A 23,994-nucleotide genomic window follows, 5' to 3' on the forward strand; every position below is an offset into this window, starting at 1 on the left:
CCTCTGTGGATCTGGTCGGGGTCAGGCGGGAGGTTCGCCGGCGTCGAGGGCGTCGACGAACTCGCAGAATGCGTCGAAGGCTCGTGCGCCGTGGATGGTGGCGGGACCGCCGTGCATGAGGAAGGTGACGCCGATGGCCTCGGCTGCTTCCTGGGGGCTCGCGCCGGCGCGTGCGGCGGCTTGGCCGTGGGAGGCGATGCAGCCGTCGCAGCCCTCGACGACGCCGATCGCGAAGGCGATCAGTTCTTTGGTCTTGCGGTCGAGCGCGCCGTCGGCGAAGGCCGCCTTGGAGAGTCCGCCCCAGCCTTTGTAGACGTCGGGGATGGCGCGGCGTAGCTCCTGGTGGAGCGGCCCCAGGTCTCGCAGGACGCTCTTGCCGTGGGGTGAGGTGTGGTCAGTCGTGGTGGTCATGGTGACTCCTTTCCGTAACCCCCCCGGGGGTTACGTCGGCGACGGTAGCATAACCCCCTGGGGGGTTATAGAATCCCCAGGACGCCAGCGCTTTCCCGGCAGGCTGGAGACACTCACTGGAAAGAGAAGGACGCCGATGCAGCTCGAGCCTGACGAGATCAAGGCCGTCATCACGCGACTCAAGCGGGCCAACGGACACCTCGCCTCGGTGATCCGGATGCTCGAGGAGGGCTCGGAGTGCGAAGACGCGCTCACCCAGCTCGCGGCGGTCAACAAAGCGGTCAGCCGAGGCGGCTATGCGCTGGTCGCCACCGGGCTGGAGAAGTGCCTCGCCGAGGGCGGTCGCGACAGTGTCGACACCAAGAAGATGGAGAAGCTCTTCCTTGCTCTTGCCTGATCGGCGGGCCGATCACTGTCCACAGGCGAGCTCCGGGACAGGGTTATCCACAGGCCGCTGATAGGCGCTGGCGAGACGTACGGATCCGCGGTCTTCTGGTGCCATGCCCAAACGCAAGAAGCACCAGAAGAGGCCCGTCCTGCCCAAGAGGCCAGGCGATCCGCGGCGACGGTCGTTCGCCGAGAAGGTCGTCGACAGTCCCTATTGGCCGGCGATGTTCGCGGTGAACGATGCCGAGGCCCGCGGCGACGTGAGGTCGGCCCTGGAGATCATCCATACGACCAGCGACCAGCTCGACAAGGAGCAGTTCTGGCATCCGTCGCGCCTCGAGCGGCTCGAACAGCTGCGGTTGCTCGAGGCGCTCATGCCGAGGTGGGCGCATTCGCGATGGATCGTCGCGCAGGCGATGCAGGGGACCCATGCGCGCAACCAGTGGCGGATGTCGAAGGCGATCCGTGTCGCGCTGGACGTCCGTGGTGGCCCTGACCCCGGACGCGACCGGGAGGACGACCGGATCCAGATCTTGGATCGCGACTGGGTCTACCGCCAGACCTTCCTCTACGAACTCGGTGGGCTCGAGGCGTTCCTGCGCCACAACGCCTCCGGCGACCTGATCGCAGGTGCCGACCGGATCTGGGAGTGGGTGCGGGCGCCGATGCGTGGCGTACGGCTGCTGGGGCGCGAGCCGCGACACCTGCTTTGGGAGGATCCGAGGACCGGAGAGCAGCTGACCACGATCAACATCGGCGCCGGGCTGCTGGTCGACGACGGGGAGTGCGTCATCGGCCGGATCGTGCCGATCGAGGACGGCCTGATGTTCGAGACGGGGCCGCTGCGGGTGCCTGAGGAGGTGGCGTACGCCGTTGCGGATGAGCCGGAGCGGTGGATCGACGCGCTGCGCGACACGAGCCGACGGCCGGGTCGCGAGCCGGGTGAGATCTGGACACACCGCGGGCTGCGTGACTACGGCTTGCTCACCGACATTCCGTACGGGCTGGTCAATCTCGCCATGGACGCGGGTCTGCATGCGTTCAGGAATCCCGATGACGATGAGCTGGATCAGCTCGACGAGCTGTTCAACCATCCGGCCGACTACCCCGCGTGCCTGGCCGCCTGGCTGGTGCGACCGGAGACGATCACGGCGCTCAGTTCGGGCGTTCCGCTGGAGGGGCTTGCCGCGCTCGGCGGGTTCGTCGAGTTCGTCCACGAGCCGGCCGCGAGTCTGATTCGCGACCTGGCCGACCACCAGGAGGAGGCTGCCTGACACTCCGCGAGGTCCCTCGCCCGACCGGGAGTTTGGCTTAGTTTGATTCCAGTCGAGACCGTGGGGGTCGCAATGGCAGCATCGCAGGCGACATCGGACGCCGAGCCTCAGCTGAGCCGGCGCAGGATCAATCTCATCTTCGGCACAGTGCTCCTCGGCATGCTGCTCGCGGCGCTCGACCAGACGATCGTGTCGACCGCGCTGCCGACGATCGTCGCTGACGTCGGAGGTGCCGGACACCTGTCGTGGGTGGTGTCGTCCTACCTCCTGGCCGAGACCGTGGCGACCGTGCTCGCCGGCAAGTTCGGTGACCTCTTCGGCCGCAAGCTGATGCTGCAGGTCTCCGCCGGACTCTTCATCCTCGCCTCGGCCGCATGCGGGTTCGCGACCGACATGGCCTGGCTGATCGGCGCCCGAGCTGTGCAGGGCATCGGTGCAGGTGGCCTGATGGTGACCGCGACGGCGCTGATCGGCGACATCATCCCGTTGCGGGAGCGAGGGAAGTACCAGGGCGCACTCGGGGCGGTCTTCGGTGCCACCACCGTGCTCGGACCACTCCTCGGCGGCGTCTTCACCGACCACCTCTCCTGGCGCTGGGCGTTCTACATCAACCTGCCGCTCGGCATCGCCGTGATCGCGATCGCCAGCCTGACGTTGCCGCAGATCGCTCGCGGCAAACGACCCTCGATCGACTACCTCGGCATCCTCTTCGTCGGCCTCGGTGCCTCGATGCTGACGCTGGCCGTCAGCTGGGGCGGGACGGAGTACGCCTGGGGTTCGGCGACCATCATCGGCCTGTTCATCGGCTCGGCGGTCGCCTTCGCGATCTTCGTCTGGGCCGAGTCGCGGGCGGTCTCTCCGATCCTGCCGTTGCGGCTGTTCCAGGACCGGGTGTTCACGGTCAGCGTCGTGCTCTCGTTCATCGTCGGGTTCGCGATGCTCGGCGCGATGACCTATCTGCCGACCTACATGCAGTACGTCCACGGCGTCTCCGCGACGTCGTCCGGGATCCGCACCCTGCCGATGGTCATCGGTCTGCTGGTGACATCGACGCTGGCGGGCTCGATCGTGGGCCGGACGGGGCGCTACAAGATCTTCCCGGTCGCCGGTGCGCTGATCATGGCGCTGGGGCTGTATCTGCTCTCGACGATGGACGCCGACACCAGCACCCTGATGATGTCGCTGTTCCTGCTGATCATGGGCATGGGCGTCGGCCTGAGTATGCAGATCCTGACGATCATCGTGCAGAACACAGCGGCGTACGAGGACCTCGGTGTCGCGACCTCGGGCGTGACCTTCTTCCGGACGATGGGCTGCTCGTTCGGCGCCTCGATCATGGGCACCGTCTACGCCAACCAGCTCGCCGACCGGCTGCCCGCCGCCGTCTCCTCGGCAGGAGTCTCCCCGGACGAGGTCGCGACACCAGCCCTTCTGCACTCGCTGCCCGACGCCCAGAGCGCGCCGATCATCGGTGCTTACGCGGAGACGCTGCAGATCGTCTTCCTCGCCGCGGTCCCCGTCGCCGGGCTCGCGTTCCTGGTCGCGCTCTTCCTCAAGGAAGTGCCCCTGCGTGGCACCTCGAGGGCGGCCGCGACCGACCCGGGCGACGGGTTCGCGATGCCCAACTCCTCCGACAGCGCCATGCGCCTCGACGTCGCCGCCGCCCAGCTGGTCCGCCGCCAGCCACCGGAGACCTTCACCATGCTCCGGGAGTCGGCGGTGGATCTCGATGCCGCGACGGCGTGGTGCGTACGCCAGATCGGGATCCGCGAGTGGGTCGGCGGCGAGACCTCGCTGGTCGCGATCGGTCACCGCCTCGGGATGCCGGGCGCGGTGCTGGCGCCGGCATTCGCCACCGCCGCGGCGGAGGGCTACCTCTACGGCGACGAGCGGGCGTACGCCCTGACGGAGGCGGGCAGGGAGGAGCTCGACAAGCTGGTCGCGGCGTTCAAGGAGTGGCTGGTCACCGAGCTCTCCGACTGGGGTGCTGACGACTCCAAGCTCGATGAGGCGCTCGCCGTGCTCTCCCGCAGGTTCGTGGAGGGTGAGCAGGACGTGCGGAGCCCGGCCGAGTCGGCCTTATAGGGCTTTTTACTTTCGACGGTGTTTGAAATCGGCGAAAGCGGGTAGGACGAAGGCATGAGTGACGACGACATGCACGTCAATCCCGACGATCTCAGGTCCATCAAGAGCACGCTCGACACCGCCGGTGGAGACCTCTTCAAGCAGGCCAAGCCGCTGCAGAAGACACCTGACGTGGGCGAGTCGTCCTCCGAGGTCGCGACCGCGCTGGCGTCGCTGGCGGCGGCCGTCGGCGGGATGGCGGAAGGCCTCGGGTCACTCAGCGACGGCGTACAGAACGCTCTCGACCACGCGACCACAGCCGATCACGGGGCCGGCGACGCGGGCCGGCGCCAGGAGCAGAGGGTGAGGGGCAACTGATGCCAGAGGCGATGGACACGAAGGTCTACGGCGACGCCGCCGAGGCGCAGACCGCCGCGGACGCATGTACAACCGCCAAGGACGCGGTCGGCGACGCGCTCGACGACCTCGGCAAGGCGATCAAGACCGCCGGTTCCTGGAAGGGCCAGGCGGGCGCCGCCTTCGAGTCGAAGGCGGAGAAGCGCAAGAGCGACCTGCGTCAGCTCGAGTCGCGGATCGAGGCCATGGGCAAGGGCCTCTCGACCTTCTCGGGCGACCTCAAGGCGGTCGAGACCAAGATGTCGACGATCCGCACCGAGGCCAGCGGTGCGGGGCTCACGGTCAGCGGCACCATGATCTCGCCGCCGACCGACCCGGGCGAGGACGCCTCCGAGGGCGACGTCAACGCCCACAACACCAAGGTCGAGAAGTGGAACGACCTGGTCAGCCGGGTCGAGACGGCTCGCAAGGACGAGGACAACGCGCACGAGGACCTCGGCAAGGCGATCTCGAAGTCGACCGGCGACGGCTGGATCGAGGACCGCCTCGAGGACCTCGGCCTGCTGCCGAAGGACTTCTCCGACGGTATGCAGATCGGTGCGTACGCCCTCGGGCTGGCCGGCCTGGGAGCCGGCGCCGGCGTCGACTGGATGGTGAAGAGCCGTTACGGCACGTTCCAGCCGCGCGTGAACGGCCGGTTCGCCAGCCCTGCGAGCCTGACCAAGCTCGAGCGAGCAGCCAAGGTGCTCAACGACAAGAACTGGCACGCGAAGGCCAACAAGGCAGCCGTACGCGGCAAGTGGCTGACCGCGGGCAAGTGGGCGACCCGGGCCGGCTGGGTGGTCACCGCAGGTACCTCGGCGTGGGAGCAGTGGCAGAAGGACGCCGACGACCCGTCGCTCTCGACGACGGAACGGGTGAGCCGCACGGTGAGCACCTCCGCGATCACGACCGCGGGCGCCGCGGGCGGAGCCTGGGCCGGGGCCCAGGCCGGTGCCGCCATCGGCAGCATCTTCCCCGGTCCGGGCACGGTCATCGGCGGCGTCGTCGGTGGCGTGATCGGTGGTGCGATTGGCTCCGGGCTGGCCGGCAAGGCGGCCGACTTCGTGGTCGACGAGGCTGGTGAGCTCGGTGAGGCCGTGGTCGACGGGGTCAGCGACTTCGCGGAGGGCGCCGGCGAGGTAGCCTCCGATGTCGGCGACGCCATCACCTTCTGGGACTAGGACCGCAATGATCTGGGCCGCACTCATCCTCGCCGCCGGCGTCATCGGCGCCGGGGTCAGCATCTGGCAACATCTCGGGCTCTCCGCTCGTGCCCGTTCCTGGGCGACTGCGTGGAACCGGGGCGGTGTGGGCGAGGACGTCGTACTCATCCATCTGCCCTGCATCTCCGCGCTGGCCATCACCGGCTCGACGGCGTTCGGGCTGGTGCCGGAGCAGACCGCGGCATGGACGATCATCGGTGGGCTCTTCCTGCTCACCTGCATCGTCTATCCGCTGCTGGTCATCGTGCCCACCCCGTCGTTCATCAAGCCGAAGTGGTATCGCGAGTCGCGCCCGAAGAAGAAGCGCACCGCAGGAAAGAAGTGACCATGTCTGATCAGACAACGATGACGGTCCCGGAAGGCTGGGAGAGCGTCGAGCCACCCGAGGGCGTACGTTTCCTGGCGCTCGCGCCGGCGAGCGGCACCTTCCGCTCCAACCTCACGGTGACCGCCCAGACCAACGGTGACCTGGGGTTCCGCGACTGGCAGGTCGGCTCCGAGATGGCGTTCACGGAGATGATGCCGGGCTACACGCCGATCGACCTCGAGCGCCTCACGATCGCCGGGCAGGAGGCGGGGCGGCGGCTGGCGATGTACGACGGCCCCGGCGGCTCCGCGCTGACCATGGAGCAGTGGTTCGTGGCGATCGACGGCGTCGGCCACACCCTCACCGCGACCGTGCTGACGAGCGACTATGCGACCTGGGCCGCCCAGATCGACGCCGCTGCCGAGACCTGGAGCCCGGCATGAGCGCCGCGGCGACGGAGGTCGTCTGGGTCCTCGCCGGCCCGGGCGGACGCCTCGAGCACCGCGCCGAGGTAGGCCCCGCGGGCATCCACCTCGAACTCGGCGTCGACGGCACCCGTACGCAGCCCCTCGACCTCCCGCGAGGTCACCTGGTCCCGAGCCTGGTCCGTACTCTGAAGATCCGCCCGGTCAAGGGCGCGGCCGGGTCGGTGCGCCCGTTCCCGACTGCCCGGATGGCCGAGCTGTTGGGCGAGGACCAGGAGGCTCGCGACGTGGTCCTGAAGGAGCTCGGCGCCCGCACCGCCTGGTCGATCGCCGTCGGCGCGTGGCAGCTCGCCGGCATCAACGGCCCCGACGGCCTCCATCTCGCGCTGGAGGACAGGCTCACCCCGATGACCAACACCGCCTTCTACCGCATGCTCTGCCAGCAGCTCGGCGCCTACTGATCCCTGCGGAGAGTGAGCGTCGCGAAGTCCGCCCCGAGGATGCGGAAGGCGTCGACAAGGAGGCCGGCGACGAGCGATGCCTCGGCCTGCGGGACGGTGCGCCAGTAATGCGGCACCCCCGGCGCCGGGGCGATCGGGTCGGTCTCGTCCGGCGTCAACCAGCCGGCCGCGCGAAGCGCCTCGTGCTGCTCGGCGGAAGCCTCCCAGGTGCCGCCGATGTGCTGCGTACCCACGAACTCCGCGTAGAGGACCGAGTCCACGCAGAGCACCTGCCCCCAGCGAGACGGTGCGGCGGACCGCGACGCCTTCGACCTGAGCCGCGCTCGGAGGCCTGAAGGTTCCGGCACCGGCGGCGAGGGCTCAGCGATGATCACGAACTCCTGCTGCCCGAGACCGGCGAGCTCGGAGGTGATCCGGTCTTGCCATTGCGTTGCGTTCACCGGTCCATCCAACCAGGGCCCGAAGTCAGCGTTACCGGGGCGTTCACACGCAAGGGGTTGTCACGCGATCGCGGCACTGGTTGCATCTGTGCACCCCCTTCCCCCCACGATCAAGGGACCCCCACATGACTCTCGGGAAACGACTCACGCGCAAGCTCGCCCTCGCGCTTCCGCTCGCCGCACTCCTCTCCGTCATCCCGACAGCCGCCTGGGCCGCCCCGCCGCCCGCGCTGCCGGCCTCGGCACCGGAGGGCGACCGCACGTGGCAGCCGGCCCTCGACTTCGACACCGACGGCTGTTACAGCACTCCGGCGATCGGCCCGGACGGCACGCTCAACGGCGGTCTGGCGATGGGCGGCACGGTCAACGGCCAGTGCCGCGACCTCTCGGACCTGCAGAACACCAACGTCTACTCGCGCTCGAAGTGCAACAACGGCTGGTGTGCGTACCTCTACGGCTACTACTTCGAGAAGGACCAGGTCTCGTGGGGCCCCGGCTCGGCCGGCCACCGGCACGACTGGGAGCACATCATCGTGTGGGTGCAGGACGGCCACGCGAGGTTCATGTCCGTCTCCCAGCACTCCGGCTACCAGATCAAGCCCGAGTCGGAGCTGCAGTTCGAGGGAGGTACGCACCCCAAGGCCGTCTATCACAAGGACGGCGGCAGCACCCACTGCTTCCGCTTCCCCAAGACCGGCGGCGGAGACGAGCCGCCCGAGAACCACGAGGGCGTCTGGCAGGTCAAGGGCCTGGTCGGCTGGGACAACTACCCGGCCGGCATCCGAGACCGCCTCGTCGCGGCCGACTTCGGCGCCGCGACCTTCAAGCTCACCGATGCGCGTTTCGGCAACGCACTGGCGGGTGGGAAGCCGGCCGGGGTCTCCCTCGACCCCTACGCCTGAGCGGGCCGGCCTCCCCTTCTCGCAGGTCAGGTGGCCTGCGAGAAGTCGAACAGGGCGATCGGGGCCGAGGTCGGTTCGTCGGAGCCTCCCTCGGGCTCGACGGTGATCCCGGCCGCGCTCGCGTCTGCGGCGTCGCCCTTGAGGACGAAGGTCTGGTCGCTGTCGTCGGGCATCAGCCCGGCGGGGACCATCACATCGTCGTGCTGGAGCCAGAGCTCGTAGACCTTGCCGTCCGGCGCGGCCGGCATGCCGGACGTGACCAGCACCGCCCTGTTCTCCGAGACCGAGCGGACCACCCGGGCACGGGCAGCGCCGGGTAGGTCGACGGCCACGGTCGTCGCGTCCTTCGCGTTCAGAACCCGCTCCGCGGTCGACATCGTCTGGCTGGAGTCCTCGCGGATCAGCTCGACGGCGGCGACCGTCCCGGTGCCGACCATGGCCAGCACCGCGGCCGCGGCGGCGAACGTACGCCACCCGAACCGGCGACGGTCGGACGATGCGTCCGAGGGCTCAGGAGCGTCGTCGGCCCTGTGCTTCGGCGTGGTCTCGGGCGGAAGCGGCCGGATCTCCTTGATGCCGGCGAGCAGACGATCGCGCATCTCCGGCGGAGGTGCGGTGTCGGTCAGGCCGCCGAGCATCCAGGTGGTGTCGCGCAGGCTGGCCACCTCGTCGCGGCAGTCCGCGCAGGCGGCGAGATGCTCCTCGAAGCGGATGCGCTCGATGTCGTCGAGGGCGTCCACCGCGTATGCGCCGGAGAGGGCGTGAATGTCTTGCGCGTTCATCTGCTCACTCCCATCGCGTCGCGCAACCGGATCAGTCCGTCCCGGATACGGGTCTTTGCAGTGCCTATCGGCAGGTCCAGCATGGCGGCGACCTCAGTGTGGGTGTAACCGCCGAAGTACGCCAGTTGTAGCGCCTCCCGTTGAACTGCCGTCAGGGTTTCTAGGGCGGCGTGGACGCGGCGAGCCTCCAAGGAGGTCTCCACGGCCTCGGCCGTCGTGTCATGTGGTGGGGTCTGGGTGGTCCCGTGGTAGGCCGTGTCGTTGCGGCCGGCGGACTCCGCGGATCGGACCCGGTCGACGGCACGACGATGGGCCAGTGTCAGCAGCCACGAATGGGCGCTGCCGAGGTTCTCGTCGTACCGGCTGGCGGTACGCCACACCTGGAGGTACGTCTCCTGGGTGACCTCCTCCGCCTGAGCCGGGTCTCGGATCACCCGCAGCACCAGTCCGTGCACGCGGGCGGAGGTCGCGTCGTAGAGGGCGGCGAAGGCTGCCTCGTCGCCTCGGGCGACGCGACGGAGGAGCCCGGCGAGCCCCGGGGACCCGGTCCCCTCCGGCGACGAGTCGCCGGAGGGGACTGAGCTGAGCGGTCTCATGTGTCGATCCTCGCGGATGTCCGGTCCGATGTCCCGATCAGGGCATCAGGACGGTGTCGACGACGTACACCGTGGCGTTGGCGGTCGGGATGTTGCCGCACAGCACCTTGGCGTTCTCCTTGCCGACGGTGAACTCCTCGCCCTCGCCCTCGACGGTGATCATGTCGCCGGCGAGGGTCTCGTGCTCACCAGCGACCTCGTCGGGGCTGAGCTGGCCGGCCACCACGTGGTGGGTGAGGACCTTGGTCAGCGTGGCCTTGTCGGCCAGTACGGCGTCCAGGTCGGCCTTCGGGATCTTCTTGAAGGCGTCGTCGGTCGGGGCGAAGACGGTCAGCGCGTCGGCGCTGTTGAGGGTGTCGACGAGCTCGGCCTCGCCTACGGCAGTCACGAGCGTCTTGAGCAGCGGGTTGGCGCTCGCAGCGGACGCGACCGGTGCGGTCGACATGCCGTTGAACGAGCCGGCACCGTCGGCGGGGATCAGCTTGCAGCCTTCGCCGAAGGTCTGCGAAGCTGCTTCCTCGGTCTCGGGTGCGGCCTCGGTGGTCTCGGAGGTCTTGGAGCCGCCTTCGCTTCCGGACGCGGTGTCCTCGGAGCCACATGCCGAGAGACCCAGACCCAGCAGGAGAGCCATGGAGGCGGCGACGCTGCCGGTGCGGGTGATGGTGTTGAGCTTCATGAGAGAGCCTTTCGAGGGTTGGTCTCTTGCTGTCATGAGGGCTTCGGCACGGTGGCCGAATCGGATTTCGCCAATTTGTGATCAGGTTTGGATCAGGTGACGGTGACGACGATTTGCTGGATGCCGCTGGACCCGTCGGGGAACGGGGTGGCCCGCTCGTCGCTCTGCACGTTGCCGTCGCGGTCGGTGACTCGGACGGCGAGCTGGTGGCTCCCGGGCTCGGCGTCCCAGGGCATGAACCACTGGCGCCAGTAGTCGATCCCGGCGTCCGGACCGAGCTCGGCCGGCTGCCAACGGCCGCCGTCGATGCGTACGTCGACCTTGGCGACGCCGGAGTGCTGGGCCCAGGCGACGCCACCGATCACGGTGCGGCCACCTTCGATGTTGCTCAGCGGCCGGGGCGTGTCGATCCGGCTGGAGAGCTTGATCGGGGCGTCGATGGCCCAGTCGCGGTCGGTCCAGTAGGCCGTCGCGTCGTCGTAGCGGGTCAGGGTGAGCTTGGTGACCCACTTGGTGGCACCGACGTACCCGTAGAGGCCGGGCACCACCAGCCTGGCCGGGAAGCCGTGGGTACGGGGGAGGACCTCGCCGTTCATGCCGAGGGCGACCATCGCGTTGCGGCCGTCCATCACGGCCTCGAGCGGGGTGCTGATCGTGAAGCCCTCGACGTCGGTCGAGAGGATCTGGTCGGCACGGCTGCCGACACCCGCCTCCTCGAGCAGCTCCTTGAGAGGTACGCCGGTCCAGCGCGCCGCGCCGACGAGCTTGCCGCCGACCTCGTTGGAGACGCAGGTCAGAGTGATGTCGTACTCGACGTTCTCCCGCGCGCGCAGGTCGTCGTAGCTGAAGGTGAGCTCGCGGTCGATGTCACCGTCGATGGTCAGCGACCAGCTGTTCTGGTCGACGATCGGGACGGCCAGCTTGGTGTCGACCCGGTAGAAGTCGCGGTTGCGGGTGATGAACCGGGAGATCCCCTTGTGCGTCTCCTCCAGCCCTGCCGGGAGCGCCGGCAACGGCTTGCGGACGCGCGGCAGCATGATGTCGGCGAGCGCCGTACGGCCGCGCACGATCATCTGCCCGCCGGTCGCGGCCGCGGCGGAGAGCAGGGCGAGGGCCCCGAACCCGATCAGGACGCTGCGGCGGGTGGCCACGCTTTCGGCCGGGGCGTCCTGCCGGTGAGCCGGGGTGCGCTCGGCGGTCAGGGCGCGGGTCAGCAGCACCAGCACGCCCGGTCCGAGGACGAGCGCCACCACCGTGGGCACGAGGTTCGAGACCTCGAAGAGCGGCTGGCGGACCACGGCGGCGCCGGCGAGCAGGACCAGGCCCGCCATGAGCCCGACGCCGAGCCAGAGACGTCTTCGGGCGACCACCCCGATCACCGCGGCGAACGCGATCGTGACCAGCAGCACGCTGCCGATCAGGATCGGCTTGTCCGCGCTGCCGAGCTCGCGTACCGCCCACTCCTTGACGGGGGTGGGCGTCGCGTCGATGACCGCGGTGCTGACCGCGAGTGCGGGGGAGGAGGCCGGTGTGAGCAGCGCAGCGGTGAGGTGCGCGACGGACATCCCGACCGCTCCGGCGAGCACACCGGCGGCGGCATGGGCGAGGGAATGACGATCCAGGTGTCTCATGGCGGGGATTCGTGCCCGCGCCCGGATCGGATTTCAGCCGGTGGGCTGAACGATCGATTCAGTCCGAGTCGCGCATCTTGGCGAGCCTGGCCCGCAGGCCGGGCTCCCGGTGCGCATTGGCCCGCAGCCTGACGTAGTCATCGCCGTAGACCCACAGCAGTGCGTCGTCGAGCCGCCGCACCGCGCCCGGCGGATAGCGGTAGTCCATCCGCGCCATGAGTGTCTCCTCGTCGACCGAGCGCAACGCGTCGCCGAGCTCGGTCAGCGAGGTGATGCCGAGCTCGAGGATGATGCCGGAGATCCACCCGTAGTGGTCGGTCCGCGACCAGCCGGCCTCGGCGTACTGCCCGGCCAGGAACGCCGCCAGCTCGCGGGGGCTGATGCGCGGGTCGTCGTCGAGAGCCTCCGTGCTGGCTGCGGTCCCGCCCTTTCGGAGTCGATCCCTGATCGTGGAGAACTCGCGGTCGGCGAGCTCGAGCAGGCCGGCGGCGAGCGTGAACCGTCGGTCGAAGTCGGGTACGTGCTCGCTGGGGATGGTGCCCTTGTAGCGGATGTCGTGCTCGAACTCGGCCCAGGCGTGCTGCAGCACGGTGCGGATCTGGATCTGCGCCTGGCGGCCGCGCAACAGCTCGTACGCTTCCTGGCCCTCGCGTGCGGGGTCGAGACTGACCAGGAGGTGGCGGCTGGCGTACCCGAACCGGCCCTCGCTCGCGGTCTCCTCGCCCATGTCACGGTCGTCGTGGACCACCACCTGGTCGTCGAGGAGGTCTGCGACGGCCTGCACGTCACTGTGGACGTAGGTGATCACCCGCAGTCCGATCTGGTCGGTGATCTGGCGGAGCGGGTCGGTGAAGACCTGCCGTCCGTCGACGGTACGAGCCGCCTTGGCCGCGAACGACGCGACCGACTTCGCGCGCGAGGTCACGGTGAGGTAGTTGATGCCGGCGTCGTCGAGGATCGAGGTCACCAGCTGTACGTACTGGTCAGCTGCTTCTTGCAGCGTCGGCTGCAGCGCGGCGTACTCACGGACCGCGGTCGCGGTGTCGTGGATCCTCGCCCCGGCTCGTCCGCGGGGTGTCGGGCGGAGGTCGTCGGGCAGCGTCGGAGTGACGATGTAGCCGGTGGCGAAGTCTCCGTACGTGGTGGTGCGGTCCGGTGCGCGGGTCGCGAAGAGACCGATGTAGGCGCTCAGCACCGCGTCGACCTGGTCCTCGACCGTGCGCAGCTCGCTCTTGCGTACGGCATTCTCGGCGGCCGTTCGAAGGGCGTGCCAGGACGGGTCGTCGAGCAGCAGCGGCGGGTCGGCGCTCTCGAGACCCTCGAGCAGGCCGAGCAGCATGATCAGCTCGGCGCGGAGCTGGTCGATGTCACGCCCTGACTTGTGCTTGTACTTCAGCGTGCGGCCCAGGCGGAAGAGGGCCACCGTCGCGGGGTGCGGGTAGACCTCGATCGCCCGGCGCCGCCGGCCGGACCGGGGGTTCATGTCGAGCCCGAGCCGAGCCGCGATCCGGGCTCCTCGGGGCTGCTCGCTGAACTCCGGCTTGCTGGTGTTGGAGGGGTGCGCGCCGGCGTCGAAGCGAGCGAAGTCCTTGTTGAGCGCGGCCTCGGCCGGACGGTTCCCGGTGGGGTTGGTGACGATCAGGGGAGCATCGATCGCGACGAGACAGTCGTCGACGTAGGGCTCCAGGGCGGCGACGATCTCGTCGTCGGTCTTGACGGCAGAGACGTGCACGAGGCGGCCTTCCTCGTCCAGGACGGCCAGGCCGGTGGGCCTGCGCACGCCCCAGGCGAGGTCGACTCCGAGGAAGTACATGGGGCCAGACTGCCCGCCCAAGAGGCGCGGGTCTAACCCCCGGGCCGTCAGCGAGTCGCCTGAACGATCGTGATCGGACCGAACCGGTGGTCGATGTGGTCGACCTCGCGGGCGTCGGTGAACCCGGCGTCGGTCAGGAGACTGACGAGCGCGTTGTCAAGGTTGCGCTCGGTATAGGCGTTCATCCCGCGGTGCCGGTGGCTCCCGTGGTCGTGGTCGTGGTTGTGGCCCGGCCCGTGGTCGGGAGCGCCGAAGTCGACGATGGTCACCCGCCCGCCGGGCCTGAGGATCCGGTGGGCCTCGCGTCCGAACCCCTCGCGCCCGGCGTCGTCGACGTGGTGCAGCGCGAGCGAGGAGACGACGTGGTCGACGGTGCCGTCCTCGGGCAGCAACCGGTCGGCGTACCCCTGCACCAGCGAGAGACGTACGCCCCGCCGGCCCGCCTTCCGAGCGGCGATCCGCAGCGCGGCGTCGTCGGGGTCGTGCCCGGTGACGACGGCGCCCGGGACGGCGCGAAGGACCGAGAAGGAGAGGTTGCCGGTGCCGCAGCCGACGTCGAGCACCGTCTGCCCGGGCGAGATGCCGGCGAGCTCGACCGTCCTTTCGTGGAGCGCGCGCACGCGGGCGAGCCGGGTGAAGAGGTCGTAGAGGGGAAGGAGCCAGGTGCGGCCCATGCCAGGGAGGAACGGGCGGTCCCGTTCGCCCTCGGCGCGGCCGTCGATGATCTGTATGGTGGTCATACATCCACGATGGGACATCTTGCGGATCAACGGTGGGAGGGAAGTCGGTCAGCATGGGACGTTCTTCAGATTCGACCTCGGTGCTCGCCCGAGGCGTGCGTACTGTGCGCGCCGACGGCACCCCGGTCTACGCCTGGGACCAGCGCCCGGGCAGACCAGCCGTCAGGGTCGTACCCCTCGATCCTGACTGCGACACCGAGCACCTGCCTCCCGACAACCGGCACGCCCACGACTTCTGGGTGCTGGCCTATGTCGAGCGCGGCGGAGGCGCCGTCGGTCTCGACGGCAAGCAGGTGGCGCTGCGTGACGGCGAGGTCCACGCGGTGGCTCCCGGCGAGGTCGTGGCCGCCGAGTCGCTCGCCGAGCTCACCCACGCGCGAGCCTGGTCGGTGGCGTTCACCCCCGACGCCATCCCCTCCCTCGCCTCCATCTCCCCGCTCACCTGGGCCCACCACCCGCTGCTCGCCCTCTTCGCCGCAGACGGCCGCCGCGGCATGGTCCCCGAGGCCGAGCGCCCCCGCTGGCGGGCCTGGCTCACCGAGCTCGACGACGAGCTCCGCCACCCCGAACGCCTCGGCTCCCACGACACCGTCACCGCGATCCTCACCCAGCTCCTCGTCGCGTCCGCGCGCCTGGCTCCAAGTGCCCCGATCGCCCCGGACCCGCTGGTCAGCCGGGTCTTCGACGAGATCGAGAGGACGTACGCCACCAAGGTCTCCGCCGGCGACCTGGCCCGCACCTTGGGCTACACCCCCGGCCACCTCACCACCGTCATCCGCCAACGCACCGGCCGCACCCTCCTCGACTGGCTCACCGAGCGCCGCCTCACCGAAGCCCGCCGCCTCCTCCGCGAAACCGACCTCCCGCTCTCGGTCATCTCCACCCGCACCGGCCTCACCGACCCCGGTTACCTAGTACGCCGCTTCAAGTCCCGCTACGGCACCACCCCCGACCGCTGGCGTCGAGACGTCGGTTAGCCAGCAGCGACAGAGGCCGCACTAAAGAAGTCGGTGGGCATGGCGTGATCCAGTCGCCAGGTGATCGCGATAGGGCGATCGCCGGTGTGGGAGACGTACGTCGCTGGGCCGAGGAAGAGGTAGGGAGAGGTGCCGAAGACCCCGTCAGCTTCTTCACGGGCAAAGAGGAGCACCGTGCTCTCGCCGTTCAGATAGCGCTGGCCAGTCTTGCTCGCCACCGAGGTCGTGGACTGCGTCTCCCAGTGGAACAGCGTCGGACTGATCGGATAGTCGCGGTACATCGTCGTGGGGGAGAAGTCGGCTTCGGACTTCTTGAGGTTGATGAAGAAGGCGTCCACGTTGAGTTCTGGGATGTGCTTGACGCCTTCCCGCATGGAGTTCGGCTTCCGATCGAGGCTTGCGTATCCAAGGGCTGCCAGGATCTCTTCGCGTTGATAGCGGGCATGGACCATGAGCGGCACCTCAGTGAGTGCGCCGGAAAGCTCGGCAAGACTATGGCGTGCGGCGTCGAAGGCGAGATCGATGACGGCCCGGATCTCGGACCGGGTCGCATGCTCCGCTTGAAGAACGGCGAAGCCAGCATCAATCGACTCGAAGCCGCCGCCGTCGGGCCAGAGCGAAAAGAAGAGCATTCTTGCGAGCCGCTGTTCGCCCGGTGAGAGTGATGCGTACGAGGGAGCGTCGTCCGCGAGCAGCCGAGAGAAGGCAACTGCACGAATCGGGTCATCGACGTGGGCAAACGCTCGCACGCGACGCAGCAGCCTCTGCTCAGCCTCGGTGCCATTCGGTACGGGGAGGCCAGCCGTGCGGCGTAGTTCTGTCCAGGACCGCTGGCCCTTTCGCAGAATGTCGGGCAGTTCCATGCCCGACTCGTCGAGGTACTCGGGAAGCGACAGGTCGCCGTACGAGCGCAGTTCCTGAACCATCGAGGGCCAACGGTTCGAGATCTGCGACTTGAGGTTGTCGACAATCAGTGTCTGTGCTTCGCGGTCCATGACGATCTGGCAACCCGCGGGGAGGAACGGGAAGCCGCGTTCGACCTCGCGACGGAGCGCAGCTCGGGTCAGTCCCGTCATTGCTCGAAGCTTCCGGTCCCAAGAGAACTGCTTGTTCTGATGGCCGACGAAGTCCAGAACCGTGAGCACGGCCTTGTCGCGGGTTCGCCGCAGCCCGCGACCAAGCTGCTGTAGAAAGACCGTGGCCGAGTCGGTAGGCCGAAGGAAGAGGACCGTGTCGACATCAGGAATGTCGAGACCCTCATTGAAGACGTCGACCGAGAACAGCACGTTGAGCCGTCGCTCGCGCAGGGCGGCGATGGAGTTGCGGCGTTCGGCAGCCGCCGTGTTGCCAGTGACGACCCCGGCAGGGATTCCGGCCTTGTTGAAGACGTCCGCCATGTAACTGGCGTGGGCTACGTCGACACAAAAGCCGAGAGCGCGCATGGCCGACACGTCGGGCATCTTGTCGCGGAGCTCCTTGAGGATGATCCGAGCGCGGGCGTCGTTGCCGGTGTACACCGATGAGAGCGCGGTGTCGTCGTACTTCCCACGCGCCCACTTCACCGTTCGGAGATCGGTGTTGTCAGACACGGCGAAGTAGTGGAATGGGCAGAGAAGGTCCGCGCCGAGGGCATCCCAAAGGCGAAGCTGAGTAGCGATGCGATTGTCGAAGAACGAGGCGACATTGACTCCGTCTGCGCGCTCTGGAGTCGCCGTCAGACCGACCAGTTCCGTGGGCTCCAGATGGTCGATGAGCTCGCGGTAGGACTTCGCCTCGGCGTGATGAAACTCGTCGATGACGATGATGTCGTAGGTGTCCGGTGGGATCTGAGTGACGCCGTACGACTTCAGCGACTGCACACTCGCGAAGACGTGCTCCCAACGCTCCGGCCGGGTGCCATCGACGTACAACTCTCCGAAGGTCGCGTCGGAAAGGACCTCGCGGTAGGTCCGCAACGACTGCTGCAAGATCTCCTTGCGATGGGCCACGAACAGGAGCTTCGGACGCTTCCCATCCGAGTTGGCCTCAGCGAGTCGCCGGTAGTCAAGAGCGGCGACAACCGTCTTTCCGGTGCCGGTCGCAGCGACGACGAGGTTGCGATGCCGGTCGTGCAGCGTACGTTCCGCGTCGAGGTCGTCGAGCATCTTCTGCTGGTAGGGGTACGGCCTCACCTCGAGGCCAGAGAGCGAGATCGTGACCCTGTCCCCTCGGCTCCGACCCGATGCCTCGGCCAACGCATCGTCCAGCCGGTCCCGATCCCGGTCGGGGTCGTACAACTCGAAGTCGCCGTGGTTCCAGTAGGTGTCGAAGGTCGCGGTGAACTTGTCGAACAGAGCAGGCGTGCCCTTGCGCGACAGGCGCACGTTCCACTCCACGCCCTCGACCATTGCCGTCCTGGTGAGGTTCGAAGAGCCAACGTAAGCGGTGTCGAACTCAGTATTGCGGCGGAACATCCAAGCCTTAGCGTGGAGGCGGGTGCGCTGGGCGTCGTACTGGACCTTCACCTGCGCGCCGAAGTCCCGCACAAGCCGATCGAGCGCGTCACGCTCAGTGGATCCGGTGTAGGTGGTCGTAATGACCCGAAGCCGAGCACCTCGGTCGCGGAGGCGCTTCAACTCGGGCTCGACGAGGCGGAGCCCATACCAGCGTACGAACGCGCAGAGCAGGTCCACCTCGTCGGCGGTGTCGATCTCAGCGCGGAGTTCGGCGGCGAGGCTGGGCTCCTCCTTCGAGTTCGTGAGGAGCGCCGCCTCGGTGAGCGGAGTCTTCGGGCGAGTGTTGAGGTAAGTGACGGTGCCTGGGGCCTGCGGGCTGCTGATGCGGCGAAGCTCGGTCGGCGGGGCGACGATGTGGTCGGCATCGCCGGTCTCCAACTGGGCGATGAGTTCGTTGGCAGCCTTGACGCGCAACTCGGGATCCTTGACGGCCTCAAGGCTGCGTACGGCTGCTTGGTAGACGTGGCGAGCAAGCACATGCGGCTGGTCGGCCTGGTCCACGTGTGTGGTCTCGACGTCCCGATCGGTGACTTGTCTGAGGCGGTCTTGAAGGTCGTTCGTGACGAGCAGTTCGTAGAGGCCGTCATGGGATCCGAGGTCTGACACCCCTCCAGCTTCGCGAACGGTGCCGCTTAAGCGTCGGAACTTCGTAAATCTCGTCCTCAATTGTGGGGAGTCTTCCTGCTGGATCGTTCCCCCAGAGAGGTTCTGGCGGTCGGGGACTCCAGCGGAAAGTGGGGAGCCATCGGGTCCCTTACGCTGACTCCATGACCAGGGGGCCGCGGCGGGCGACGGTGAAGGATGTCGCGGCGCTGGCGGGGGTGTCGCCGAAGACGGTGTCGAACGTGATGAACGGGACGGTGTTCGTACGTCCCGACACGCAGGAGAAGGTGCTGGCGGCGGTCGAGGAGCTGCGGTTCGTACCGAACCTGAGTGCCCGGAGCCTGCGCAACGGCCGGACGGGGGTGATCGCGCTCGCGCTTCCGGATCTGGCGACGGCGTTCTCGGCGGACCTGGTGCACCGGGTGGTGCAGGTGGCGCACGAGCGTGGGATGGCGGTCCAGATCGAGGAGACGGGGGCCGAGCCGAAGCGGGAGTACGACCTGGTCTCGCGGGCCCGCGAGCACCAGATCGACGGGCTGATCCTCAACCCGATCCGGCTCCAGGACAGCATCGTCGTCCACGACGATCAGCTGCCGCCGGTGGTGTTGATCGGTGAGGTCGAGCAACACAAGGTCGACCGGGTGCTGATCGACAGCCGGCAGGCCGGGTATGAGGTGACGAAGCACCTGCTCGAGCGTGGCGCGCGACGGGTGGCGGCCCTGGGCGGGAAGACGGGCGCGACCGGTGCGTCGGCGACCAGCATCCAGCGGCTGGAGGGCTATCACCGGGCGCTGCGGGAGCACGGGATCGAGCCTGACCCGCGGCTGGAGGTGTACGTCGCGGAGTGGTCGATGGCGGGTGGCACCGAGGCGGCCGCCGAGCTGCTGGCCCGCGACGCCGGCTTCGACGCGATCGTCGCGTTCACCGACTCGATCGCCCTCGGTGCGATGCATGTGCTCCAGGAGCACGGGGTCTCGGTGCCCGGCGACGTACTGATGACCGGGTTCGACGACGTCGAGCACGCGCGGTTCATGAATCCGTCGCTGACCACCATCGCCCTGGACCGGCTCGCCCTCGCCGAGGAGGCTGTCGACCTGCTGCTGACCCGGATCGGGGATCGGACGAGCCCTCCTCGCGCGGTGGCGATCCCGCACGAGCTGGTCGTCCGTGCGAGCACGACGCGGTAACTCGGCCGCGGCGGTCTAGTGCGCGGTCCAGCGGCCGTGTGCGATCCAGACGCCGACGAGGATGCCCAGCAGGTAGCCCATACCTGCGGCGATGAGCAGCGTCGTACTCATCGGGAGCGTGGCCTTCGGGACTTCATGCTTCCCATTGGCACTCGTGATCCAGGCGTGGTCGGTCGGGGGCGGAAGGGATCCACCGAATAGGGGAGGCGGAGACTCTTGCCTGTGTCATTACAACGATGTAATAGTTTCGTGCCATGACCCGCGCACGTATCACCATCGACCGTGACTTCACGATCGCCGACGTACCCCGACGTCTCTTCGGGTCGTTCGTCGAGCACATGGGGAGGTGCGTCTACACCGGCATCTACGAACCCGGCCACCCGACCGCCGACGACCGCGGCTACCGGAAGGACGTACTCGAGCTCGTCCGGGAGCTGGGTCCGACGGTGGTGCGCTACCCCGGGGGAAACTTCGTCTCCGGCTATCGCTGGGAGGACGGCATCGGCCCGGTGGCGGACCGGCCCCGCCGCATCGACGGCGCCTGGCACACGATCGAGACCAACGAGTTCGGGCTGCACGAGTTCATGGGCTGGGCCCGGGAGGCCAATGTCGAGGTGATGGAGGCGATCAACCTCGGTACGCGTGGGGTCGAGGAGGCGCGGGCGCTGGTCGAGTACGCGAACCACCCCGGAGGGACGTACTGGTCGGATCTGCGGCGGAAGAACGGGGCCGAGGATCCGTTCGACATCAAGCTGTGGTGCCTCGGCAACGAGCTCGACGGGCCCTGGCAGATCGGCCACAAGACGGCACACGAGTACGGCCGGCTGGCCCAGGAGACGGCCAAGGCGATGAAGCTCGTCGACGACTCGATCGAGCTGGTCGCGGTCGGCTCCTCGAACCGCTACATGGAGACGTTCGGCTCGTGGGAGCACACTGTGCTGACCCACGCATACGACGAGATCGACTACATCTCGATGCACGAGTACTACCAGGAGCGCTCCGGGGACGCCGCCTCCTTCCTCGCCGAGGCCGTCGGGATGGACGCGTTCATCGACGGCGTCGTCGCCACGATCGACGCCGTCAAGGCGGCCGGCAAGCACACCAAGCAGGTCGACATCTCCTTCGACGAGTGGAACGTCTGGTACGCCGAGGGCCTCGACTCCGAGGACCAGCCGGATCAGGTGAAGAAGGAGTGGCGCGAGCACCCGCGGCTGATCGAGGACGAGTACTCGGTCACCGACGCCGTGGTCGTCGGCACCCTGCTCAACAGCCTGCTGCGCCACGGCGACCGCGTACGCATCGCCAACCAGGCCCAGCTGGTGAATGTGATCGCCCCCATCCGCTCGGAGGAGGGTGGCCCGGCCTGGCGGCAGACGATCTTCTGGCCGTTCGCCCGGATGGCTTCCCTGGCTCGCGGGCAGATCATGCGGCTCGCCGTCTCCGCCGACCAGATCCCGACCGAGAAGTTCGGCGACGTCGACGTCATCGACGCCGCCGCGACATGGTCCGAGGCGGACGGTCGGGTCGCGCTCTTCGTCGCCAACCGCGGCCTCTCGGAGCCATCGGAGGTTGCGGTCGACCTACGCGGGCTCGGGGTGACAGCTGTGCGGAGCGCCGAGGTGCTCACCATCCCCGAGGGCGGCGACCGGCACACGTCCAACGTCGAGTCGGCCCCTGACGCGGTAGGACTCACCCCGCTTGGCGGTGTCGGTGTCGAGGACGGCTCGGTGCGGATGACCCTGCCGCCACTGTCCTGGGCAGTCATCGAGTTCGAGGTTGCGACGTCCTGACCTCATTTGCGTCGGGTGTTGCAGATCCGCAACACCCGACATACGTTGTGTGTATGGAAGGGACTCTCGCACAGCGTCTCCGCGGCGCGCGGATGATGAACGCTCTTTCCGCGCGCCAGGTCGCGGCACTGGCCGGCGTGTCCCCGTCGACGGTGACCCGGGTCGAGTCCGGGAAGATGAACCCGACGTACGACGTGGTTCTCAAGTTGCTCGACGCGGTCGGGCTCGACGAGCGGTTCGACCCGGTATCCGACCCTCTCGCGGTGGCCACGGCGCGCTGGATCCTCGGCGTAGGGAAGGAACCGCCCGAGGTCGACTATTGGATCAATCGGTGGATCATGACCGGGACGTTGAAGCTCGACGCGGTGGGGGACGTCACCGTCCCTGACCTGCAGACCTTCGCCTTCCGGGCCGGGCGCGCCGCGGTCCTTGCGTATCGGCCCAAGGTGGTCAGAGTTCGCCAGGATCGCAGTTGGGACGACGTCGCCGACGGGCTGACCCGGGCTGACCTCGCGTGGGCCGGAACGGGGGATCGGGCGGCCAATCGGCTGGTCTATTCGGCGAGCGAGAGTCAGCCGACGTTCTACGTGGAAGACATCGACGCTTCGATCGGCGCACTCGGTTTGGTCTTCAAAGGACCGCGGGAATGGGGCAAACCGATCACCTTGCTCCCGTTCGACGGTTTCTGCGAGATGGGTCGCTGGCAGGACGACGACGGCCGCTGGTACGCAGCACCCTGGCAGATCGTCCTCGACTGCTATGGCGGAAACGATCGGGTGCCGGAGCAGGCCGACAGCATTCTCGAGGCCCTGTTGACACCCGGACCCGAAGGCGAAGGTGTGCAAAGTGCCTGATGCATCCCGACGCTCCATCAACCCGGCAGTGGGGGACGCGGCGAGGCTGCGAATGCCAGCCCCATCGGGGGCGTACGGGGGCGTCAATGCGGCGATGGCTCCGAGCCGTGCTGCGTTGTGTGCTGCGCTGGATGCCATCGCCCCGCATCGCGATGCCGTCACCGTCGCAGGTGCCCATGCGGTCTTCGAGCGCACCCGCGATCTGGATATCGCCGCAGATGCGACAAAGGACGGAGACCTAGCGCTGACGCCCGCGTTGGTGGCGGAGGAGCCTCGTCTGGAGGCAGCGATGCGCGGGGCAGGATTTCGGACACTCGCGGAGCTCGAGGGCGAGGCGCGTCAGCACGATCCTGGACTGCGCCGCCGGTACGAGGCACAGCCCGGTCTGTGGGCAACCGGGATGGCGAGCTCGGGCGAGCCGATCGGTGAGGTCGATCTCCTGGTGCCGACCTCGATCGCGGGCGGCGGGCGTCGGTCGGCCCACGCGCTCAAGAGCCACGGCAAACAGGCCACGCGCCACACGCCGGGGCTGGAGCTCGTTGTCCTGGATCGATCGTTGATGAAGATCGAGAACTTCGTCGACGGCTCGATCCGGGACGCCTGGGTGGCAGGCTACGCCGGACTGCTCTGCGCGAAGGCCTACAAGCTCGGTGAGCGGATCCGCGAGCGTGATGGGAACGGTCGGAATCGCGTACGTCCGAAGGATGCGGTTGACGTCTGGCGACTGCTGGCGGTGAGCGATGGTGCGGCTGTGCGCGCGAAGTTCGACGAGCACCGCGATGACGAGCGGTGCGGTGAGGCAGTCCATCGCGGTCTGCGCTATCTGGAGACGATCGTCGGGGACGGCCACATCCGGACCCTCGCAACCGCGGATCTGGCAGTGTTCGTGCCTCCTGACGAGGTCGGCGACACGATCAGCACATGGTTTCGCGCGTTCAGGGCGTGACAACAATGCAGTTCGTTGATCTGGCTGAACGGGTGCGGGAGCGTGCGGGTTCGGGCCGGCATGTCTTGGGGATCGTCGGGCCTCCGGGGGCGGGGAAGTCGACGTTGGCGGAGCGGCTGCGGGACATACTCAACGAGTCCGGAAGCGTCGCGGTGGTGGCGCCGATGGACGGGTTCCACCGGAGCAACGCGGAGCTGGACGCGATGGGGGCTCGGGGGCGGAAGGGAGAGCCGGACACCTTCGACGCCGAGGGGTATGTGGAGGTGTTGCGACGGGTGCGGGAGCGGCAGGGACGAGTCGAGTGGCCGACGTTCAGCCGGGTCATCGACGAGCCGGTGCCCGGAGGGGTCGTGATCGAGAACGAGCCGATCGTGATCACCGAGGGCAACTACCTGCTGCTGGATGAGGGGCCGTGGCAGGACGTACGCGGCCTGCTGGATGAGGTGTGGTTCGTCGATGTTCCGGACGCCGTCCTCGTGCCCAGGTTGCTCGAGCGGTTCCTCGCCGGCGGGAGGTCGCGGGAGGAGGCGGAGGCGAAGATCGCCGACAGCGATCTGCGCAACGCCGCGCTGGTGCGGGCGACGCGGGATCGGGCGGATCTGGTGCTGTAG

The 23,994-nt window shown here is 68.3% G+C and carries 24 protein-coding genes; 15 read left to right on the top strand and 9 right to left on the bottom strand.

The annotated features are described in order from the left end of the window. Nucleotides 1–21 precede the first annotated feature (21 nt). A complete protein-coding gene (locus AB0F44_RS17650; protein WP_357357549.1) occupies nt 22–411 on the bottom strand; it encodes a carboxymuconolactone decarboxylase family protein in 390 nt (129 codons plus the stop codon). A gap of 136 nt (nt 412–547) precedes the next feature. Here AB0F44_RS17650 and AB0F44_RS17655 point away from each other — a divergent pair, with 136 nt between their 5' ends. The 8 genes from AB0F44_RS17655 (at nt 548) to AB0F44_RS17690 (ending at nt 6,951) form a co-directional block, all read left to right on the top strand. After that, a complete protein-coding gene (locus tag AB0F44_RS17655) occupies nt 548–808 on the top strand; it encodes a metal-sensitive transcriptional regulator (protein WP_141802705.1) in 261 nt (86 codons plus the stop codon). A 103-nt stretch (nt 809–911) separates the two neighbouring features. Further along, entirely contained in the window at nt 912–2,072 is a 1,161-nt protein-coding gene (locus AB0F44_RS17660; protein ID WP_357357551.1) for a hypothetical protein, read from the top strand. A gap of 72 nt (nt 2,073–2,144) precedes the next feature. Then, the gene (locus tag AB0F44_RS17665; protein WP_357357552.1) at nt 2,145–4,157 is read left to right on the top strand and encodes an MDR family MFS transporter; all 2,013 of its coding nucleotides are present in this window, start codon (nt 2,145–2,147) and stop codon (nt 4,155–4,157) included. Nucleotides 4,158–4,211: 54 nt separating this feature from the next. Next, nucleotides 4,212–4,514, top strand: coding sequence for a hypothetical protein (locus AB0F44_RS17670; RefSeq protein ID WP_355226921.1), 303 nt, complete (start codon nt 4,212–4,214; stop codon nt 4,512–4,514). After that, nucleotides 4,514–5,716: a hypothetical protein gene (locus AB0F44_RS17675; protein ID WP_357357555.1), complete on the top strand. Its 1,203-nt coding sequence runs from the start codon at nt 4,514–4,516 to the stop codon at nt 5,714–5,716. Before AB0F44_RS17670 ends, AB0F44_RS17675 begins: the two co-directional genes overlap by 1 nt. A gap of 7 nt (nt 5,717–5,723) precedes the next feature. Then, on the top strand, nt 5,724–6,083 hold the full coding sequence (locus tag AB0F44_RS17680; RefSeq protein ID WP_357357556.1) for a hypothetical protein: 360 nt from the start codon (nt 5,724–5,726) through the stop codon (nt 6,081–6,083). A 2-nt stretch (nt 6,084–6,085) separates the two neighbouring features. After that, the gene (locus AB0F44_RS17685) at nt 6,086–6,508 is read left to right on the top strand and encodes a hypothetical protein (RefSeq protein WP_357357558.1); all 423 of its coding nucleotides are present in this window, start codon (nt 6,086–6,088) and stop codon (nt 6,506–6,508) included. Further along, a complete protein-coding gene (locus AB0F44_RS17690) occupies nt 6,505–6,951 on the top strand; it encodes a hypothetical protein (RefSeq protein WP_357357560.1) in 447 nt (148 codons plus the stop codon). The genes AB0F44_RS17685 and AB0F44_RS17690 overlap by 4 nt, the downstream gene beginning before the upstream one ends. Here AB0F44_RS17690 and AB0F44_RS17695 read toward each other — a convergent pair. Further along, nucleotides 6,945–7,391 carry a hypothetical protein gene (locus AB0F44_RS17695; protein ID WP_357357562.1) on the bottom strand — a complete coding sequence of 149 codons (447 nt, stop codon included), beginning with the start codon at nt 7,389–7,391 and terminating at the stop codon, nt 6,945–6,947. The genes AB0F44_RS17690 and AB0F44_RS17695 overlap by 7 nt on opposite strands. 125 nt (nt 7,392–7,516) lie before the next feature. Between AB0F44_RS17695 and AB0F44_RS17700 the strand changes: the two genes are divergently transcribed. After that, on the top strand, nt 7,517–8,293 hold the full coding sequence (locus AB0F44_RS17700) for an NPP1 family protein (RefSeq protein ID WP_357357564.1): 777 nt from the start codon (nt 7,517–7,519) through the stop codon (nt 8,291–8,293). A gap of 26 nt (nt 8,294–8,319) precedes the next feature. Here AB0F44_RS17700 and AB0F44_RS17705 read toward each other — a convergent pair whose 3' ends face one another. The 6 genes from AB0F44_RS17705 to AB0F44_RS17730 form a co-directional block, all read right to left on the bottom strand. Further along, a complete protein-coding gene (locus AB0F44_RS17705) occupies nt 8,320–9,075 on the bottom strand; it encodes an anti-sigma factor (RefSeq protein WP_357357566.1) in 756 nt (251 codons plus the stop codon). Next, complete coding sequence (gene sigK, locus AB0F44_RS17710) at nt 9,072–9,671, bottom strand: ECF RNA polymerase sigma factor SigK (RefSeq protein WP_357357567.1); 600 nt, start codon at nt 9,669–9,671, stop codon at nt 9,072–9,074. The genes AB0F44_RS17705 and sigK overlap by 4 nt, the downstream gene beginning before the upstream one ends. Nucleotides 9,672–9,708: 37 nt before the next feature. After that, nucleotides 9,709–10,347: a fasciclin domain-containing protein gene (locus AB0F44_RS17715; protein ID WP_357357569.1), complete on the bottom strand. Its 639-nt coding sequence runs from the start codon at nt 10,345–10,347 to the stop codon at nt 9,709–9,711. Between the two features lie 92 nt (nt 10,348–10,439). Beyond that, nucleotides 10,440–11,978 (bottom strand): molybdopterin-dependent oxidoreductase, encoded by a 1,539-nt coding sequence (locus AB0F44_RS17720; RefSeq protein ID WP_357357571.1) that lies wholly within the window; start codon nt 11,976–11,978, stop codon nt 10,440–10,442. 58 nt (nt 11,979–12,036) lie between these two features. Next, nucleotides 12,037–13,791 (bottom strand): DUF429 domain-containing protein, encoded by a 1,755-nt coding sequence (locus tag AB0F44_RS17725; protein ID WP_357357573.1) that lies wholly within the window; start codon nt 13,789–13,791, stop codon nt 12,037–12,039. Nucleotides 13,792–13,838: 47 nt separating this feature from the next. Next, nucleotides 13,839–14,531: a methyltransferase domain-containing protein gene (locus tag AB0F44_RS17730; RefSeq protein WP_357357575.1), complete on the bottom strand. Its 693-nt coding sequence runs from the start codon at nt 14,529–14,531 to the stop codon at nt 13,839–13,841. A 53-nt stretch (nt 14,532–14,584) separates the two neighbouring features. On the opposite strand from AB0F44_RS17730, the gene AB0F44_RS17735 reads away from it, so the two are divergent. After that, nucleotides 14,585–15,508, top strand: coding sequence for an AraC family transcriptional regulator (locus tag AB0F44_RS17735; RefSeq protein ID WP_357357577.1), 924 nt, complete (start codon nt 14,585–14,587; stop codon nt 15,506–15,508). Here AB0F44_RS17735 and AB0F44_RS17740 read toward each other — a convergent pair. Beyond that, the gene (locus AB0F44_RS17740) at nt 15,505–18,609 is read right to left on the bottom strand and encodes a DUF3427 domain-containing protein (protein ID WP_357357578.1); all 3,105 of its coding nucleotides are present in this window, start codon (nt 18,607–18,609) and stop codon (nt 15,505–15,507) included. The two genes, AB0F44_RS17735 and AB0F44_RS17740, sit on opposite strands and share 4 nt — an antisense overlap. Before the next feature lie 161 nt (nt 18,610–18,770). Between AB0F44_RS17740 and AB0F44_RS17745 the strand changes: the two genes are divergently transcribed. The 5 genes from AB0F44_RS17745 to AB0F44_RS17765 all read left to right on the top strand — a co-directional run bounded on the left by AB0F44_RS17745 (nt 18,771) and on the right by AB0F44_RS17765 (nt 23,994). Continuing rightward, entirely contained in the window at nt 18,771–19,793 is a 1,023-nt protein-coding gene (locus AB0F44_RS17745) for a LacI family DNA-binding transcriptional regulator (RefSeq protein WP_357357580.1), read from the top strand. 254 nt (nt 19,794–20,047) lie between these two features. Continuing rightward, nucleotides 20,048–21,583 (top strand): alpha-N-arabinofuranosidase, encoded by a 1,536-nt coding sequence (locus AB0F44_RS17750; protein WP_357357582.1) that lies wholly within the window; start codon nt 20,048–20,050, stop codon nt 21,581–21,583. A gap of 53 nt (nt 21,584–21,636) precedes the next feature. Beyond that, nucleotides 21,637–22,437 carry a helix-turn-helix transcriptional regulator gene (locus AB0F44_RS17755; protein ID WP_357357584.1) on the top strand — a complete coding sequence of 267 codons (801 nt, stop codon included), beginning with the start codon at nt 21,637–21,639 and terminating at the stop codon, nt 22,435–22,437. Nucleotides 22,438–22,489: 52 nt separating this feature from the next. Beyond that, the gene (locus tag AB0F44_RS17760) at nt 22,490–23,383 is read left to right on the top strand and encodes a hypothetical protein (RefSeq protein WP_357357585.1); all 894 of its coding nucleotides are present in this window, start codon (nt 22,490–22,492) and stop codon (nt 23,381–23,383) included. 5 nt (nt 23,384–23,388) lie between these two features. Then, nucleotides 23,389–23,994 (top strand): nucleoside/nucleotide kinase family protein, encoded by a 606-nt coding sequence (locus AB0F44_RS17765; protein WP_357357587.1) that lies wholly within the window; start codon nt 23,389–23,391, stop codon nt 23,992–23,994.

The sequence above is a fragment of the Nocardioides sp. NPDC023903 genome, assembly GCF_040639295.1.
Classification (GTDB): domain Bacteria; phylum Actinomycetota; class Actinomycetes; order Propionibacteriales; family Nocardioidaceae; genus Nocardioides.

What these genes read in the sequence shown, in the direction of transcription:
- AB0F44_RS17700 (WP_357357564.1), top strand. Translation starts at nt 7,517, where the DNA reads ATGACTCTCGGGAAACGACTCACGCGCAAGCTCGCCCTCGCGCTTCCG.
- AB0F44_RS17720 (WP_357357571.1), bottom strand. Translation starts at nt 11,978, where the DNA reads ATGAGACACCTGGATCGTCATTCCCTCGCCCATGCCGCCGCCGGTGTG.
- AB0F44_RS17660 (WP_357357551.1), top strand. Translation starts at nt 912, where the DNA reads ATGCCCAAACGCAAGAAGCACCAGAAGAGGCCCGTCCTGCCCAAGAGG.
- AB0F44_RS17690 (WP_357357560.1), top strand. Translation starts at nt 6,505, where the DNA reads ATGAGCGCCGCGGCGACGGAGGTCGTCTGGGTCCTCGCCGGCCCGGGC.
- AB0F44_RS17735 (WP_357357577.1), top strand. Translation starts at nt 14,585, where the DNA reads ATGGGACGTTCTTCAGATTCGACCTCGGTGCTCGCCCGAGGCGTGCGT.
- AB0F44_RS17685 (WP_357357558.1), top strand. Translation starts at nt 6,086, where the DNA reads ATGTCTGATCAGACAACGATGACGGTCCCGGAAGGCTGGGAGAGCGTC.
- AB0F44_RS17760 (WP_357357585.1), top strand. Translation starts at nt 22,490, where the DNA reads ATGCCAGCCCCATCGGGGGCGTACGGGGGCGTCAATGCGGCGATGGCT.
- AB0F44_RS17730 (WP_357357575.1), bottom strand. Translation starts at nt 14,531, where the DNA reads ATGACCACCATACAGATCATCGACGGCCGCGCCGAGGGCGAACGGGAC.
- AB0F44_RS17650 (WP_357357549.1), bottom strand. Translation starts at nt 411, where the DNA reads ATGACCACCACGACTGACCACACCTCACCCCACGGCAAGAGCGTCCTG.
- AB0F44_RS17725 (WP_357357573.1), bottom strand. Translation starts at nt 13,791, where the DNA reads ATGTACTTCCTCGGAGTCGACCTCGCCTGGGGCGTGCGCAGGCCCACC.
- AB0F44_RS17750 (WP_357357582.1), top strand. Translation starts at nt 20,048, where the DNA reads ATGACCCGCGCACGTATCACCATCGACCGTGACTTCACGATCGCCGAC.
- AB0F44_RS17670 (WP_355226921.1), top strand. Translation starts at nt 4,212, where the DNA reads ATGAGTGACGACGACATGCACGTCAATCCCGACGATCTCAGGTCCATC.
- AB0F44_RS17755 (WP_357357584.1), top strand. Translation starts at nt 21,637, where the DNA reads ATGGAAGGGACTCTCGCACAGCGTCTCCGCGGCGCGCGGATGATGAAC.
- sigK (WP_357357567.1), bottom strand. Translation starts at nt 9,671, where the DNA reads ATGAGACCGCTCAGCTCAGTCCCCTCCGGCGACTCGTCGCCGGAGGGG.
- AB0F44_RS17715 (WP_357357569.1), bottom strand. Translation starts at nt 10,347, where the DNA reads ATGAAGCTCAACACCATCACCCGCACCGGCAGCGTCGCCGCCTCCATG.
- AB0F44_RS17680 (WP_357357556.1), top strand. Translation starts at nt 5,724, where the DNA reads ATGATCTGGGCCGCACTCATCCTCGCCGCCGGCGTCATCGGCGCCGGG.
- AB0F44_RS17665 (WP_357357552.1), top strand. Translation starts at nt 2,145, where the DNA reads ATGGCAGCATCGCAGGCGACATCGGACGCCGAGCCTCAGCTGAGCCGG.
- AB0F44_RS17745 (WP_357357580.1), top strand. Translation starts at nt 18,771, where the DNA reads ATGACCAGGGGGCCGCGGCGGGCGACGGTGAAGGATGTCGCGGCGCTG.
- AB0F44_RS17705 (WP_357357566.1), bottom strand. Translation starts at nt 9,075, where the DNA reads ATGAACGCGCAAGACATTCACGCCCTCTCCGGCGCATACGCGGTGGAC.
- AB0F44_RS17655 (WP_141802705.1), top strand. Translation starts at nt 548, where the DNA reads ATGCAGCTCGAGCCTGACGAGATCAAGGCCGTCATCACGCGACTCAAG.
- AB0F44_RS17765 (WP_357357587.1), top strand. Translation starts at nt 23,389, where the DNA reads ATGCAGTTCGTTGATCTGGCTGAACGGGTGCGGGAGCGTGCGGGTTCG.
- AB0F44_RS17675 (WP_357357555.1), top strand. Translation starts at nt 4,514, where the DNA reads ATGCCAGAGGCGATGGACACGAAGGTCTACGGCGACGCCGCCGAGGCG.